Below are 14,422 nucleotides of genomic sequence, written 5' to 3'. Positions count from 1 at the left end.
CCGAAATCCGCTGACACTGATCGGCATCATGCCTATTGAACCAGCATCTCTTCGATCAGCACGGCGTCAACGCGCGACGGTGCGGCGATCAGATTCACCCGGCGCAGGATCTCGGCGCGCAGCTGATACGTTCCCTGCGATCCCGCCAGATCCTCGGGTCGGAGTTCGCGCAGGAAGCCCTGGAACATGTCCTGTATGCGAGGCATCTGGCCCTGCAGGGTCTCGGCCAGTACGGCGTCGTGCATCTCCAGCGTCAGGGTCAGCTTCAGGAAGGTCGGCTTGCCGTCCGGAGACTGAATGTTCACCACCATGTCGGGCAGGGTGTAGAAGGTGATGCCGTCGGGCCCCTCGGAGATCTTGCCCAGCGAGGCATCGGCCTCGTCGCCCTCGCCTTCCTTCTTCTCGCCGTGACCGCCCTTCTTGTCTTCCTTCTTTTCGGCCCCGTGGCCGCCCTTGGCCTCCGCACCATGCTCTTCTTCGGCAGCCGCGGGCTTGGGCTGGAGCATGAAGAACGCCCCCGCTCCGCCGCCCCCCAGGACCAGCAGGGCCACGGGCGCGATGATGAAGAGCAGCGGCAGCTTCTTCTTTTTGGGGGCTCCGTCGCCTTCCGGCCCGTCGGCACCGTGGGAGACTGCCAGCTTGGTGGCCCCGTCGGCATCGGCCGGGGCCTCGTCTTTCTTCTTGCCAAACTTGAACATCGGCGCGCCCCGGAAAATCCCAATGTTCGAGATGCGGCGCGTCTGGTTAACGCGAGGTGTAAATCCGGCAAGATTTGCCGGGTGCGGAAAGGCGGCCAATCGCCGAAAGCCCCATCACGGCTGGATTAACCCTGTTGGCACGGTCGTTGCGAGGCACCGTTCGAAGGAGCCTCGCCGCCGTGGAAAATGCCGCCTACATCGGACTGTCCCGCCAGATGACGCTGCGCCGCGAGCTCGATATCGCGGCCAACAACATCGCCAATGCGGAGACGACAGGCTTCAAGGTCGAGCAGTTGCTGCTCGGCACCGAGATCGGCCAGCGGGCACGCAATGAAGCCGTGCGCCCGGGCGTCAGCTTCGTTCTGGACAAGGGCGTGGGCCGCGACTTTGTCCAGGGTTCGCTGAACGAGACCGGCCGGACGCTGGATTTCGCCATCGACGGCGAAGGGGCGTTCTTCAAGATCCAGGACGGGGCGGGCGAGGCCTATACCCGCGACGGGGCCTTCACCGTCGATCCGACGGGGCAGCTGGTGACCAAGTCGGGCCTGCCGGTGCTGGGCGACGGCGGGCCGATCATCGTCGATACGGCCAGGGGAGCCCTGACCGTGGCCGAGGACGGCACGATCAGCCAGGACGGCCAGCTCCTGGGTACACTGACACTGGCCCGGTTCGACGATCTGGCGGTGCTGTCCAAGGACGGCGACGGCCTCTACCGCAATGCCTCCAATGCCCCCGCACTCGACGCGACGGGCGTGCAGGTGCGCCAGGGGATGCTGGAGGGATCCAACGTCAACACCCTGATCGAGATCACCAACCTGATCGAGATCACGCGCGCCTACGAACGCGCGACCAAGATGATCGAAAATGTCCAGGACCTGTCCCGTCGCTCGGTCGAGCGGCTGGGCCGGTCATCATGATGGCGTCCCTCAAGCAGCTAGGCGCCGCGCGCCAGGCGACAGGGACAATGGAGTAAAACAATGCGCGCTCTCAGAACCGCTGCCTCCGGCATGGCCGCCCAGCAGCTGAACGTGGAGGTCATCTCCAACAACATCGCCAACATGAACACGGTGGGCTTCAAGCGTCAGCGCGCCGAGTTCCAGGACCTGATCTATCAGAACGTCGAGCGGATGGGCGCGCAGTCGTCCAGCCAGGGCACCGTCGTCCCCACCGGCATCCAGGTCGGTCTGGGCGTCAAGGCCGGCAGCGTCTACCGGATCACCGAACAGGGCACGCCGAGCCAGACCGGCAACGACTATGACATCGCGGTCGACGGAAAAGGCTATTTCCAGGTCACCATGCCATCGGGCGAGATCGGCTATACCCGCGCCGGCAACTTCTCGCTGAGCGCCGAAGGCCAGCTGGTGACCGAGGACGGATATGCTGTCGAACCGGCCATCTCCATCCCGCAGGACGCGATCGACGTCAGCATCTCCAAGAGTGGCCAGGTTCAGGTCACCACGGCCGGATCGCCGGAGCCCGCCGTCGTCGGGCAGCTGGAGCTGGCCAACTTCTTCAACGAAGCGGGGCTCGAGGCGATCGGCGACAACCTGCTGCTGGAAACGGCAGCCTCCGGACCGGCAACCACGGGCACACCGGGCGACGCCGGCTTCGGGCAACTTCTGCAGGGTTACACCGAGGCGTCGAACGTCGATGCCGTGACCGAGATCAGCGCCCTGATCGTCGCCCAGCGGGCCTATGAGATGAACTCCAAGGTCATCACCACCGCCGACGAGATGATGAGCGTCTCGGCCCAGGTGAAGAGCTAGGGTCCGGACTCATTTGGCCCAGAGTGTGATGGCGGCGACGATGCAGAGGCCTGCGAGGTAGTTCCTGGCGGTCTTGTCGTATCGGGTGGCGATGGCGCGGAAGTCCTTGAGGCGGCAGAAGGCGCGTTCGACGGCGTTTCTGAGCCTGTAGGCTGTGGCGTCGAACGGGTGTCGGTTCACGCGATTGATCTTGTTCGGGATCACGGGTGTCGTGCCGCGTTCGATCAGCATTCGACGCAGGGCGTCGCCGTCGTAGGCCCTGTCTGCGAGCAGGTGCAGGCTGGGTCGGCTGGCGACGATCAGGTCGTGGGCGGCCACGATGTCGGAGGCCTGGCCGGGCGAGAGTTGAACGACGCGAGGCCTGCCCGTCTCGTCCACCAGCATGTGGACCTTGGTCGTCCGACCGCCGCGCGACCGGCCTATGGCGTGAGCTGAGCCCCCCCTTTTGCGCCCGCCGCCGAGCGGTGCGCCTTGACCGAGGTCGAGTCGATCATGGCCGTCACCGGCGGGTCGGCCGCCTCGCCGAGCGACGCCAGGATCCGCTGCCACAGACCTCGCTTGCTCCAGCGATTGTAACGGTTGAACACCGTCGTATAGGGCCCATAGACGTCCGGAAGAGCGCGCCAGCGACACCCCTCGCGCAGCCGATGAACGATACCCGAGATCACCCGGCGATCATCCACCCGCCGCTTGCCCGTATAGACCTTGGGGATGTGCGGCTCGATCACAGCCCACTGCGCGTCCGACAACCAGAAATGATCCGCCATGATTCAAGCCTCCTCAGAAGCTTGAATCACAACAGCCAGATCAACTCAATTGGGTACAGACCCTAGAATCATGCGGGCTCTCTCCCTGATCGCCGCGCTCGGCCTGCTGGCCTCCCCTGCCTTCGCCGGGCCGGTCACCCTGAAGGCCAATCCGGTCGACGACGACGGCCGCGTCACCCTGGGCGACGTATTCGACGGAGCCGGACCGGCCGCCAACTTCGTTCTGGCCAGCCGGGCGGGGCCATCTGTCGTGTTCGAGGCGTCCCAGCTCCAGGCCATCGCCTCCCGCAACGGGCTGCAATGGGCCAACCCGAACGGCCTGCGCCGCGTGGTGGTCCGCCAGGCCTCGCTGGCCCCGGCCACGGGCGGCAATGCGGTGACGACGGCAACGGCCGGCTCTGCGGCCCTCACCCAGCCCGCGCCCACGGTCGTGGCCCCCCTGCAACGCCAGGCCCGCGCGGCCCGCGTAATCGCCCGCAACGACATGATCGAGGTCGCCTATGCCGTCGGCGGTGTGACGCTGACAGTCACCGGACGCGCAACCCGCGACGCCGCCGCCGGCGAAAACGTGCCGATCCTGAATGTGGCCTCCGGCCGCACGATCGACGCGGTCGCCATCGGCCCGGGCCGCGCCATCACGGGCCCGGAGGCCCAGGCCGTCCGTGCCCAGCTCCCGTTCGCCTCGCGCTAGGAATATCCCGTCATGCGTAAGTCCCTCCTCGCCCTCGCCCTTGCCTCGCTGACCCTGGGAGCCTGCTCCACAGTGGTCGAGACGGTCCAGGGGCCGCAGCTGGCCCCCATCGGCTACCCCGCCCAACTGGTTCCGGTGACCCAGGCCTATACGACGGTACCGGAGCCGCGCTCGGCCAGCGCCAACTCGCTGTGGCGGGCTGGCGCGCGCGCCTTCTTCGGCGACCAGCGGGCGCGTCAGATCGGCGACATCCTGACCGTCAACATCGACATCGACGATCAGGCGCAGACATCGAACACCACGAACCGCAGCCGGACCAACGACATCACGGGCGGTGTGACCAATTTCTTCGGGCTGGAGAACAGCCTGGGCCGCGCCTTCCCGGGCGGGTTCGATCCGCAGGCCCTGGTCGGCCTTGAAGGGTCGTCGAACGCCAACGGGACCGGCTCGGTCAGCCGATCGGAGAAGGTCAGCCTGACCATCGCCGCGGTGGTCACGGACATCCTTTCCAACGGCAATCTGGTGATCCAGGGTCGGCAGGAAGTGCGCACCAACCGCGAGGTCCGCGAGCTGACGGTCGCCGGCATCGTCCGGCCCGAGGACATCTCCTCGGCCAACACCATCGCCCACACCCAGATCGCCGAAGCCCGCATCAGCTATGGCGGCCGCGGTGACATCAGCCGCGTCCAGGCGACGCCGGCAGCGCAGAGCCTGGTCGAGCGGTTCAGTCCTTTCTAGGTGGGGGCGCTAACGCTCGCGACGCGGTCGCTCGCTGCTTGAGCGCAGGGTTCCAGAGGCGCTAACGCTCGCGACGCGGTCGTGCGCCTGACGCAGGCCCGCGTCGGTGCCCGGACCATCGACCCCCTGTCCGGTGGAGAGGCGGACGATAGCCGGATCGCGCTGAACGATCCCGCCCTTTGCGGCCTGGCCAGCAGGGGTCGGATGGCCGTGCGCGGCGCCGCGGGATTGTTCCGGCTTATAACAACGGCCGAGGAACGTCGTGCGGCGGATGATTTTCTGTCCTATTGTTCGGTCGGCCGCGCCTGACGGCTCGGCGACGGTGCTGATCCTTGACCCTTCCTGCCATCATCGCGGTGACTGCCGCCCTTCAGGGCGGCTGGACCTGGACGCTCTATGAGGGCGACGGGCCCCTGGTGCTCGCATACGAGGTTCCAGACACCGCGCAGCTGAGGACGACGTTCCAGTGCGCGCCCGGCTCCGGCGTCGCCCATGTCGACCTCTATGGCCGACCGGGCGGATCCGGGTTCGCCACCCTCACGTCGGGGGATGCTTCCGCCACCGCCGAAACGATGCGCGTCCGTGACCGACAATCTGTCGCGCTGCGGACGGACCATCCGGTGTTCGGCGCGTTCATGGTGACCGGCGCGCTCGACGTGGCGGTCGGCGACCGGCATCAGACTGTGGACGTCCCGGCTATCGACCTGGGCAAGCTGAGACGGTTCGCAGAGCTTTGTGCAGGATGACCTCCATGCCCCTTCGCCCCCGCGTCTGGCTATCGCTGCTGGGGACCCTCGTCCTGACCTCGGCCTGTGCCAGCGTCGAACCCGTCAGCAAGGCTCCAGCGCGTGCAGCCTTCGCCACGCCGCAACCGGTCGCGGGCTACGACTGGCACCTGACGACGGACGAAGGCTCGGTCCGACTGGCCTACGGCATCGCCGAGAGCGACGAGCTAAAGCTGGGGCTGGACTGCGCGGCCGGGTCGTCGCGCGTCGATATCACGGCCACAGCGCCAACGGGCTCGCGCACGCTGCTGCTGGAATCCGGTGGCGAGACCGAACGGTTCGCCGCCCGGGGCGAGCCGTCGGAGCTTTCGGACGGCGATCTGCTGACCGCCTCGACCGTTGCCGAAATCCCCGTGTTCCAGCGGTTTCGCCGCCTCGGCTGGATGGCGCAGTGGACCGGCGGCGACACCCGTGAGACCTTTGTGGCCCACCCGGGAACGCAGGCGGACATCGAGCGGTTCTTCGCCCTCTGCGACTGATCAGGCCTCGACGCCGACCCCGATCGGACAGACCACGCCCGTGCCGCCGATGCCGCAATAGCCGTTCGGGTTCTTGGCCAGATAGCCCTGGTGATAGCCCTCGGCGAAATAGAAGGGCCCGGCCCGGGTGATCTCGGTCGTGATGGTGCCGCGACCCGCATTCGTCAGGGCCGACTGATAGGCGTCGCGCGAGGCCTCGGCCCGGGCCTTCTGCTCCTCGTCCAGATAGTAGATCGCCGAGCGGTAGGTCGAGCCGATGTCGTTACCCTGGCGCATGCCCTGGGTCGGGTCGTGGCCTTCCCAGAAGGTCTTCAGCAGTTCGGAATAGGTGATCCTGGCCGGGTCGAATACGACCTGGACGACTTCGGTCTGGCCGGTCAGACCGGTGCAGGTTTCCTCATAGGTCGGATTGGGCGTGATGCCACCGGAGTAGCCCACCGCCGTCACCCAGACCCCCGGCAGCGTCCAGAACTTGCGTTCCACGCCCCAGAAGCAGCCCATGCCGAAGATCGCGGTCTGGAACCCTCCCGGATGCGGCCCCTTCAGCGGGCGGCCCAGGACGAAATGGACCTCGTCCGTCGGCAACGGCGTGGCACGGCCCGGCAAGGCGGTGTCGGGCGTCGGCAGGGTGGTCTTGGCGCTCATGGTCGAAAACATCCGCGAGAAAAAGGACATGACAACCATATGGGTGCCGGGCCCGGTCTTGCCCAGAGGTCGGGGGGCCAGACGACGCTTGCCCGACGCGTCCGCCTGTTCTATCAGCCTGCCCTCCCCGGGCGACCTCCGGGGACGTTTGCCGTGTGGTCAAACGGACAGGTGGCGGAGTGGTCGATCGCGCACGCTTGGAAAGCGTGTGTAGGTGAAAGCCTACCGAGGGTTCGAATCCCTCTCTGTCCGCCACGCACCGTCAACAAATATCTGATATATTTTATTTTTTAGGTCCATTTGATGTCCCGCCGCCTACCTGGCTCGCCGAAGGGCCGGGGCGTTGGGGCGATGGATGACTGACGTGAACGCCAGCCGCTTGGAGAAAGGGCGCGCTGTGTGCTGTGATCAGCGAATTCCGGGCGAGTCGCCAGATTGACCGGATCAAGGCGGTATTCAGATGTTCGACGATAAATCCATCCTCATCACGGGCGGAAGCGGGTCTTTCGGCCGGATGTATATCCGGATGATCCTGGAGCGTTTCAAACCCCGCCGGCTGATCGTCTACTCCCGGGACGAACTGAAGCAGTTCGAAATGCAGCACGACTTCACCGACCCATGCATGCGTTTTTTCCTCGGTGACGTGCGCGATCGGGACCGGCTCATCCAGGCGACGCGGGGGGTCGATTTCATCATCCACGCCGCGGCCATGAAGCAGGTCATCGCCGCAGAGTACAATCCGACCGAATGCATTCGCACCAACATCAATGGGGCCGAGAACGTCATCGCGGCGGCCCTGGCCAATGATGTGGAAAGGGTCATCGCCCTGTCGACGGACAAGGCGGCGAACCCGATCAACCTCTACGGTGCCACCAAACTGGCGTCGGACAAGCTGTTCGTCGCCGCCAACAATATGGCGGGCAGCCATCGCACCCGGTTCGCCGTCGTCCGTTACGGAAATGTCGTGGGGTCGCGCGGATCGGTTCTGCCCTTCTTCCAGAAGCTGATCGACGAAGGCGCATCCTCGCTGCCCATCACCGACCCCCGCATGACGCGCTTCTGGATTTCTCTGGAACAGGGGGTCAACTTCGTCCTGACCAATTTCCAGCGCATGCACGGCGGTGAGATCTTCATCCCCAAGATCCCGTCCGTCCGGATCGTCGATCTGGCAGACGCCATCGCGCCCGGAATGGCGACCCACGTCGTGGGAATCAGACCGGGCGAGAAGCTGCATGAAATCATGTGCCCGGCCGACGACTCTCATCTGACCTATGATTTCACCGATCACTATGTGATCGCGCCGACGATCCGGTTCCACAACGGCGATTTGGACTTCGCGCACAACGCCCTGGGAGAGTCGGGCACGCGCGTCGAACAGGGGTTCGAATACCATTCCGGCACCAATCCCCATTTCCTGACCGTCGAGGAAACCCGCGCGTTCAACGCCCAGGCCAGGACCTGATCCGCAGATCAGTCCAGCAGCGACCAGGCCATGGGGGTGCCCTTCACGGCATCAACCCGGAGCCTTCGCCCCAGCAGGTCTCGATAGTGCCGGGGGTGAAGTCCGTCCCCGGGGCGAACCGAGCGCAGCGTGTCGGGCGTCAGCACCTCGCCCGCCTTCATGTCTTCGGCGACGAACAGCGAACGGCCGAAGCGACGGTTGATCAGGGCCTGGCCCGAGGGCCCGCCCTGGACCTCACCGATCGCCTGTTCGGCCACCCTGACGCCCTTGACCAGGGCGGCGAACGCGTCGGGCGTCAACGAGAAGCTGGCGTCCGGCCCGCCGATCGCCCGATCCAGAATGAAATGTTTCTCGATCACGCGCGCGCCGAGCGCCACGGCGGCGATGGCGACCGCGTCGTCGGTCGTGTGATCCGACAGGCCGATCCTCAGGCCGAAGGTTCGCGCCCAGACCGGGATCGTCGCCAGATTGGCGTCTGACGGAAGCGCCGGATAGGCCGACGTGCATTTCAACAGGGTGATGTCGTGGTTTCCCTGGCGGTGACAGGCCGCGATCGCCTCCTCGATCTCCCCCAGGCTGGCGATGCCAGTGGAGATGATCATGGCGCGTCCCTTCGAAGCCGCATGTTCGATCAACGGAATGTCCGCGATCTCGAACGAGGCGATCTTGAAGATCGGCACATCCATCGCGTCCAGAAAATCGACGGCGGCCAGATCGAAGGGAGAGGAGAAGAACGCCAGACCCAGGCGATGGGCCTCCGCCTGGATCGGCGCATGCCACTCCCAGGGCGTCTGCGCCTCCAGATAGAGGGCGTGCAGGGTCGTACCGTCCCACAGCGTGCCGTCCTGAATCTGGAAGGGCGGCGTTCGGCAATCCAGAGTGATCCCGTCGGCGGTATAGGTCTGGAGCTTGATCGCATCGGCTCCGGCCGCCGCCGCCGCCCGGACGGTCTCCAGGCAGATGTCCAGCGACCCGCCATGATTGGCCGACAGTTCCGCCACCATGAACACGTGGTCCGGAAAGGTGAAACTCATGCCGCTTCCTCCTCGAATACGCTGGTCATCAGGGCCGCCCGGTCCGTCGCCCAGCCGTCGGCGAACCGCGCCAGACAGACGATATCCTGGAACTCGCCGTCCTTCAGATGGTGCTTCTCGAACAGCCCCTCCTGGACAAAGCCGAACCGCGCATGCAGCCGGACGACGCCGGCGTTGAAGGCGAAGACCTCGCAACACAGCTTGCGGATCCCGATCGGCCCGAACGCCTCGTCCAGCGCCAACAGCTCCATCGCCGCGCCCGATCCGCGCGGCGCATCCGCCTCTCCCAGGTAGAAGGCCCAGCTGCCGCGGCCGTGGATCCGGTCGAGCCCGGTGAACGACACGAACCCGAGCGGCCGATCACAATGCTCGAAGATGCGATAGACCGCCGATGCATCCTTCATGGCGCGGTCGAACCACCGATCGTGCTCGTCCGGCGCGATGACGTGGCTGTTGTACATGTTGACGCGGATGCGGTCCTGATTGCGCCACGACAGTACGCGAGCGCGGTCTTCCTCGGCCATCGGCCGCAGACGACAGTCGGCGTACAGCATTACAAGCCCTCCTGGATGGCGCGCCGATCGAGATGGTCGAACAGCCGGCGAACCCCCTGGCCGTCCACGACTTCCGCAGCCTTCAGACTGACGTCCTGCCGCCGTCGGGGATCCGCCAGATGCATGAGGGCGGCGGTCACCCGGCCGTGGAGATCCGCCGCATCCCACCAGCCCGCATCGATATAGCCGCACAGCGTCGGCCAGTGGTCCAGGTTGGCCAGCTGGTTGTCTGCGATCCCGACCAGAATGGCCGGCGTTCCGCAGCGGGCGAGCTCGAACACAGTCTGTCCCGCCCCGCTGATCGCGACGTCGGCCTTCCGCATCAGGGTCGCCATGGCGGCGGCGTCGATCGCCTGATGGACGGACACCCCCGGCATCGGGTCGGGTCTGGGCTGGCCCGCCCCCAGCACCAGGTCGACGCCCGCCGATGGAAAGACTTCAAGGGCCAGTCGGGCCATGGCCAGGCCCATCCCACGCAGGTCGCCGCCGCCGAACACGACCAGGATCCGTTCGATCTCCGGCCGCACGCCTGCGCGCGCCGGCAGATCCCAGAACGGCGGCCGCAGGGGCTGCCAGGACGGACCGCTCAACACCTGCGTGCCCTGCCGGGTCGCGGGCGGGATACGGTCCGGCGCAGGATGAACGACGACCCCCGGCGGATAGGCGCGCCCGAGATCGTCGATGAAGACCATGACGTCGGCGGCGGCCGCCAGCGTCTGCAGGGCCTCGTCCGACGCGGTGTAGCTGTCGACCAGAGCGAGAGCGGGCCGGACATCGAGCGTGGCCCCCCCATCCTCCTGCCAGCGCCGCCGGATGATCCCATGGCCCGCGCCGACCATGGCGGCGGCCTCATCATCGCCGTCAAGGATCCAGCAGACCCGGCCGCCACGACCGAGCCAGGCCTGGGCATAGGCGCTGCACCGGCTGACATGGCCGAAGCCTCGGGCCCGGTCGCCTTCGGTGAACAGGGCCAGCAATCCGGGCGTGGCCATCATGATCCGCCGGAATGGACCAGACGATGCTTGAGCTCGGCCAGACGCCAGTCCGCCTCGGTGTCGATGTCCTGGACCTCGGTCTCGTCCAGCACGAAACTGCCGGCGCGGCCTGCGAACGTCGGAACGCGATCGAGACAGGCCCGGCCGCTCATCCAGTAGAATTGGCCTGCGTCATAGTAGCCGCGCTCCAGATCCTGGGACCGGGATTGATAATGCTCGGGCTGGAACATGGAGACGATCCCGGCCTCGTCGCGACGCAAGGCGCGCTGAATCGGCGCGGGAAACGGAGCCACGGGAAAGACGCTGTCGTAATCGCCCGTCGCGAACATCTCGTACCCCCGCCCCAGGGCGCGGGCCGAGACCAGAATCGCGGTTGGCAGGATGCAGCAGACGGCGTCGAAATCCTGCCCCTGCGCCGCATAGCGCCCCACGACCTCGGACAGGACGTCCAGCAGGCTGGCGTGATCGTCGGCGGTCTCGGCACTGCGCAGGAACGGCGTTTCGGCCCCGGCCTCACGGGCGATCCCGGCGATCTCCTCGTCCTCGGTCGATACCATGACGGTGGCGAACAACCCGCTGTCGAGCGCGGCCTTGACCGGCCAGCTGAGGATAGGTCGTCCGGCGAACGGACGGATGTTCTTGCGCGGAATCCGCTTGGATCCTCCCCGTGCCGGGATAACCGCCAGGGCGCGGACGATGCTCATCCGAGCCCCCGCACGGCCGCGATGACCCGATCCGCATCCTCGTCCGTCATGGCCGGATAGAGCGGCAGGCTGAGACACCGGGCGTACCAGGCCTCGGTGTCTGGAAAACGCCCTGAACGATCGCCCTGCCGCGCGACGTACCAGGGCTGGCGGTAGACCGGGATGTAGTGGACCTGGGATCCAACGCCCTCTCCGGCCAGGGCCGCCATGACTTCCGCCCGTGTCCGGCCGATCGCCTCGAAGTCGAACCGCGCGACGAACAGATGCCAGCAGACCGTCTGTGTTCCCGTGTCCGGGGGGAGGTTCAACCAGGCGAGGTCCGAAAGACCCGCGCGATAGCGGGCGATGATCGCCAGACGACGGTCCCTGAACCGGTCAAGCTTGCGAAGCTGGCTCGCGCCCAGCGCCGCCTGGATGTCGGTCATCCGGTAGTTGAAGCCCAGCATCTGCTGTTCGTACCACCAGGCCCCCGGCGCATCGGCCAGGCGAGCCGGATCGCGGGTGATCCCGTGGGACCGCAGCATCATCAACGCCTCATGCAGCGCCGGGTCGTTGGTGGTGATCGCCCCGCCCTCGCCCGTCGTCATCGACTTGACCGGATGGAACGAGAAGACCGTCATGGACGAGAACCGTCCATTCCCGACCCGTCCGCCGGAGACGTACTCCGAACCGATGGCGTGGGCTGCATCTTCGACGACGCTCACGCCGCGTTCGCCGGCCAGGGTGGCGAACCCTTCCATATCGGCGGGCAATCCGCCGAAATGGACCGGCGCGATGACACGGGTTCGGTCGTTGATTGCCTCGCGCACCGCTGCGAGCGACAGATTGCCCGTGTCGGGATCGACGTCGGCGAACACCGGTTCCAGGCCAACGTAGGCCATGGCGTTCGAGGTGGCCACGAAGGTGTTCGGCGAGGTGACGCCCTCGCCTGGACCCAGATCCAGCGCCGCCATGGCGATGTGAAGACCGGCCGTCGCGCTGGATACCGCCACGCAATATCTGGCACCGACATAGGCGGCCAGTTCATCCTCGAAGGTCCTGGTGGCGGGCCCCTGGGTCAGAAAGTCCGAGCGCAAGGCCGCGACGACGGCTGCCTCATCGTCGTCTTCGATCAGTTGCCGACCATAGGGGATGAACGCATTCACGCCGCAGCCGCAGTCCTGACGCCCCGGCCAGCGACTTCCTCGCTCAGAGCCTGCTTGATCCGCTCCATCACCCCGGACCACTGGCCAAAGCCGTCGGTGGGGAACAGACGGACTGAGGGATAGCAGGGGAAGCCGTCGGTCCCGAAACGCGGCCAGGCGTCGGGTGCCGCGATCACCCAGGTCGGGACGCCACAGGCTGCGGCGATGTTCGTGGTGGCCGTCATGGGCGCCACCATCAGGTCGAGCGCGCTGCACAGGGCCGCGACATCATCCAGGTCCTGCTTCAGATCGATGCCGGGCGGGGTCCAGACGTCCAGCCCGGCGGCCTGGGCCTGGGCCAGTTCGGCGGAGCAATCGCCGTACTGCAGATTGACAAACTCCACGCCCTTCGTGCCGAGGACGGATTGCCACAGGTCGAACGGACTGAAACCCCTGGCGCGGGAGCCGTTCATGTTCAGGCTCTTCCACATGAACCCGACCTTGGGCGCCGCATTTCGCGATTGAAGCACATCGCGCCAATGGGCGACGCGGTCCGGGTCGGCCTTCAGGAAGGCGGGCGTGTCGGGGAACTGTGCTTTCGCGCGCCTGAAGCGGCGGAACAGGCTGCCAATCGGCGTCCACAGATCGATCGCGGGCGCCTCGCCGCCAAATTCGACGGAACGCTCGGTTCGGCCAAGCCGGCTCTGAGTTCGGTAGGAATGAACGACCAGGGTCGGGTAGGAGCGGCTGAAGAGTGTGAGCAGCCGATCGCTGATGGCCAACAATACCCGGCCATCGGGGCCCACGGCATCAATGACGTCACCGAGCAGATTGGCGAAAAGGATTTCGTCGCCCAACCCCTGCTCGCCGTAGATCAACAGGGTCGCGCCCTGCAGGTCGTCGTCTGGCGACCAACGCTTGCCAAAGGCGTGGAATGCAACCGCTTCCTTCAGTGACGGATCGAAACGCGCCTCATAGGTTTCGAAAGCCCCGGCAAGGTCGCCCAGGATCATCTGGGTCAAGGCCTTCGCCGTCTTCATGGTGGCGATCTCCATGGGCAGCCTGGACCCCCGGATCGCCTTGTTGATGTCGGCAAGCCCTTGCTCGGGCTCGCCGAGCGCCACGCGGACATTGGCCAGGTTGTACCGGGCCTTCTGGAATCCAGGATCCAGCCGGAGCGACTCTTCGAAGAAGATCACCGACTGCTCCATATCCCCCTTGTCGCTGAGGACCGTTCCGAGCGTGTTCCAGAGCAACGCGCTCTGCGGATGGGCGGCGATCACCGCCTTCAGAAGCTCGATCGCCTCATCGTAGCGATTGGCGTCTCGCAGGACGCAGGCGAGATTGTTTGCGACATCCAGATTCCCCGGATCGGCCGCCAAACATTTCTGGTAGAGCTTCTCTGCCAGGTCGAGATACCCCAGCCGATTCGCCAGGCTTCCCAAATCATCTATGATCGCCCAGTCGTCGGGCAAAAGTTTGACTGCGGCCTCAAAGGCCGCGAAGGCGTTCTGAAGATTGCCGGTCTTTTCAAGCGCGATGGCCATCACATGCCAGGCCTGACCATGGTTTTCATCCAGCTTCAGCGCCGCCGTCGCCGCCTTCACTGCGCCGGCGGCGTCGCCCACGGCCAGCATCTTGAGCGCCCGACGCAGATGCCGGATCACCGCTTCCTGCTTGCTGGATTTGAACCGCCGTCCGCCCTCGCCGATTCCCATGACGCCCGCGATCTGCGCCAGACGGGCCTCCGATCCGGAATCGCCGACAATGTCGCCCATGCTCGATTTCGCCCCGGGGTTGGCGACCATCGGATAGGACATGACAGACCTCACAATAGAAGGGCTCTACGAACGGCAGCGACCACTTCAGGCTCTGGTGATCCGGTTAACATTCCATTGGTGGCCTGGGTCGCGTGACCGACTCTGGCGACGCCTTTAGCAAATCGCTCTGGAATCACCTTAACATCTCAGGGACTGCACG

At 66.0% G+C, this 14,422-nt stretch carries 16 protein-coding genes, 1 tRNA gene and 1 pseudogene; 9 read left to right on the top strand and 9 right to left on the bottom strand.

Annotation, left to right across the window (positions count from 1 at the left end; all coding sequences use genetic code 11):
* Positions 1 to 32 precede the first annotated feature (32 nt).
* Complete coding sequence (locus HZ989_RS05635; protein WP_209322648.1) at positions 33 to 698, bottom strand: flagellar basal body-associated FliL family protein; 666 nt, start codon at positions 696 to 698, stop codon at positions 33 to 35.
* 179 nt (positions 699 to 877) lie between these two features.
* On the opposite strand from HZ989_RS05635, the gene flgF reads away from it, so the two are divergent.
* On the top strand, positions 878 to 1,615 hold the full coding sequence (gene flgF, locus HZ989_RS05630) for a flagellar basal-body rod protein FlgF (protein ID WP_209322647.1): 738 nt from the start codon (positions 878 to 880) through the stop codon (positions 1,613 to 1,615).
* 60 nt (positions 1,616 to 1,675) lie between these two features.
* Positions 1,676 to 2,464: a flagellar basal-body rod protein FlgG gene (flgG, locus tag HZ989_RS05625; RefSeq protein WP_209322646.1), complete on the top strand. Its 789-nt coding sequence runs from the start codon at positions 1,676 to 1,678 to the stop codon at positions 2,462 to 2,464.
* Between the two features lie 9 nt (positions 2,465 to 2,473).
* On the opposite strand, the pseudogene HZ989_RS05620 reads toward flgG, so the two are convergent.
* Positions 2,474 to 3,231: pseudogene (locus HZ989_RS05620) on the bottom strand (IS5 family transposase).
* 70 nt (positions 3,232 to 3,301) lie between these two features.
* On the opposite strand from HZ989_RS05620, the gene HZ989_RS05615 reads away from it, so the two are divergent.
* The 5 genes from HZ989_RS05615 to HZ989_RS05595 all read left to right on the top strand — a co-directional run bounded on the left by HZ989_RS05615 (position 3,302) and on the right by HZ989_RS05595 (position 5,924).
* A complete protein-coding gene (locus tag HZ989_RS05615; RefSeq protein ID WP_209322644.1) occupies positions 3,302 to 3,922 on the top strand; it encodes a flagella basal body P-ring formation protein FlgA in 621 nt (206 codons plus the stop codon).
* A gap of 12 nt (positions 3,923 to 3,934) precedes the next feature.
* The gene (gene flgH / locus HZ989_RS05610; RefSeq protein ID WP_209322643.1) at positions 3,935 to 4,660 is read left to right on the top strand and encodes a flagellar basal body L-ring protein FlgH; all 726 of its coding nucleotides are present in this window, start codon (positions 3,935 to 3,937) and stop codon (positions 4,658 to 4,660) included.
* An 81-nt stretch (positions 4,661 to 4,741) separates the two neighbouring features.
* Positions 4,742 to 4,969, top strand: coding sequence for a hypothetical protein (locus HZ989_RS05605; RefSeq protein WP_209322642.1), 228 nt, complete (start codon positions 4,742 to 4,744; stop codon positions 4,967 to 4,969).
* A 23-nt stretch (positions 4,970 to 4,992) separates the two neighbouring features.
* Positions 4,993 to 5,406, top strand: a complete 414-nt coding sequence (locus HZ989_RS05600) for a hypothetical protein (RefSeq protein ID WP_209322641.1) — start codon at positions 4,993 to 4,995, stop codon at positions 5,404 to 5,406.
* A 5-nt stretch (positions 5,407 to 5,411) separates the two neighbouring features.
* Positions 5,412 to 5,924: a hypothetical protein gene (locus HZ989_RS05595; protein ID WP_245162469.1), complete on the top strand. Its 513-nt coding sequence runs from the start codon at positions 5,412 to 5,414 to the stop codon at positions 5,922 to 5,924.
* Here HZ989_RS05595 and msrA read toward each other — a convergent pair whose 3' ends face one another.
* Positions 5,925 to 6,569, bottom strand: a complete 645-nt coding sequence (gene msrA, locus HZ989_RS05590) for a peptide-methionine (S)-S-oxide reductase MsrA (RefSeq protein WP_209322639.1) — start codon at positions 6,567 to 6,569, stop codon at positions 5,925 to 5,927.
* A gap of 165 nt (positions 6,570 to 6,734) precedes the next feature.
* Here msrA and HZ989_RS05585 point away from each other — a divergent pair.
* A tRNA-Ser gene (locus HZ989_RS05585) sits at positions 6,735 to 6,824 on the top strand.
* A gap of 205 nt (positions 6,825 to 7,029) precedes the next feature.
* A complete protein-coding gene (gene pseB, locus HZ989_RS05580; protein WP_209322638.1) occupies positions 7,030 to 8,031 on the top strand; it encodes a UDP-N-acetylglucosamine 4,6-dehydratase (inverting) in 1,002 nt (333 codons plus the stop codon).
* An 8-nt stretch (positions 8,032 to 8,039) separates the two neighbouring features.
* On the opposite strand, the gene pseI is transcribed toward pseB, so the two are convergent.
* Genes pseI through HZ989_RS05550 form a run of 6 tightly spaced genes read right to left on the bottom strand, consistent with a single transcriptional unit; the run spans position 8,040 to position 14,079 of the window.
* Positions 8,040 to 9,065: a pseudaminic acid synthase gene (gene pseI / locus HZ989_RS05575; RefSeq protein ID WP_209322637.1), complete on the bottom strand. Its 1,026-nt coding sequence runs from the start codon at positions 9,063 to 9,065 to the stop codon at positions 8,040 to 8,042.
* Positions 9,062 to 9,619, bottom strand: a complete 558-nt coding sequence (gene pseH, locus HZ989_RS05570; RefSeq protein ID WP_209322636.1) for a UDP-4-amino-4,6-dideoxy-N-acetyl-beta-L-altrosamine N-acetyltransferase — start codon at positions 9,617 to 9,619, stop codon at positions 9,062 to 9,064. Before pseH ends, pseI begins: the two co-directional genes overlap by 4 nt.
* Complete coding sequence (locus HZ989_RS05565; protein WP_209322635.1) at positions 9,619 to 10,614, bottom strand: PseG/SpsG family protein; 996 nt, start codon at positions 10,612 to 10,614, stop codon at positions 9,619 to 9,621. The genes pseH and HZ989_RS05565 overlap by 1 nt, the downstream gene beginning before the upstream one ends.
* Positions 10,611 to 11,318: a pseudaminic acid cytidylyltransferase gene (gene pseF / locus HZ989_RS05560; protein ID WP_209322634.1), complete on the bottom strand. Its 708-nt coding sequence runs from the start codon at positions 11,316 to 11,318 to the stop codon at positions 10,611 to 10,613. Before pseF ends, HZ989_RS05565 begins: the two co-directional genes overlap by 4 nt.
* Positions 11,315 to 12,463, bottom strand: coding sequence for a UDP-4-amino-4,6-dideoxy-N-acetyl-beta-L-altrosamine transaminase (gene pseC, locus HZ989_RS05555; RefSeq protein ID WP_209322633.1), 1,149 nt, complete (start codon positions 12,461 to 12,463; stop codon positions 11,315 to 11,317). The genes pseF and pseC overlap by 4 nt, the downstream gene beginning before the upstream one ends.
* Positions 12,460 to 14,079 carry a tetratricopeptide repeat protein gene (locus HZ989_RS05550; protein ID WP_245162512.1) on the bottom strand — a complete coding sequence of 540 codons (1,620 nt, stop codon included), beginning with the start codon at positions 14,077 to 14,079 and terminating at the stop codon, positions 12,460 to 12,462. Before HZ989_RS05550 ends, pseC begins: the two co-directional genes overlap by 4 nt.
* Positions 14,080 to 14,422: the final 343 nt, after the last annotated feature.

The organism is Brevundimonas sp. AJA228-03 (genome assembly GCF_017795885.1).
GTDB lineage: Bacteria > Pseudomonadota > Alphaproteobacteria > Caulobacterales > Caulobacteraceae > Brevundimonas.
This window is presented reverse-complemented; position numbering and strand designations above follow the sequence as displayed.

Coding starts and splice junctions, on each gene's coding strand:
- HZ989_RS05635 (WP_209322648.1), bottom strand. CDS start 698: ATGTTCAAGTTTGGCAAGAAGAAAGACGAGGCCCCGGCCGATGCCGAC.
- HZ989_RS05550 (WP_245162512.1), bottom strand. CDS start 14,079: ATGCTGGCCGTGGGCGACGCCGCCGGCGCAGTGAAGGCGGCGACGGCG.
- HZ989_RS05565 (WP_209322635.1), bottom strand. CDS start 10,614: ATGATGGCCACGCCCGGATTGCTGGCCCTGTTCACCGAAGGCGACCGG.
- flgG (WP_209322646.1), top strand. CDS start 1,676: ATGCGCGCTCTCAGAACCGCTGCCTCCGGCATGGCCGCCCAGCAGCTG.
- HZ989_RS05595 (WP_245162469.1), top strand. CDS start 5,412: ATGCCCCTTCGCCCCCGCGTCTGGCTATCGCTGCTGGGGACCCTCGTC.
- flgH (WP_209322643.1), top strand. CDS start 3,935: ATGCGTAAGTCCCTCCTCGCCCTCGCCCTTGCCTCGCTGACCCTGGGA.
- pseI (WP_209322637.1), bottom strand. CDS start 9,065: ATGAGTTTCACCTTTCCGGACCACGTGTTCATGGTGGCGGAACTGTCG.
- HZ989_RS05615 (WP_209322644.1), top strand. CDS start 3,302: ATGCGGGCTCTCTCCCTGATCGCCGCGCTCGGCCTGCTGGCCTCCCCT.
- pseH (WP_209322636.1), bottom strand. CDS start 9,619: ATGCTGTACGCCGACTGTCGTCTGCGGCCGATGGCCGAGGAAGACCGC.
- msrA (WP_209322639.1), bottom strand. CDS start 6,569: ATGAGCGCCAAGACCACCCTGCCGACGCCCGACACCGCCTTGCCGGGC.
- pseB (WP_209322638.1), top strand. CDS start 7,030: ATGTTCGACGATAAATCCATCCTCATCACGGGCGGAAGCGGGTCTTTC.
- pseF (WP_209322634.1), bottom strand. CDS start 11,318: ATGAGCATCGTCCGCGCCCTGGCGGTTATCCCGGCACGGGGAGGATCC.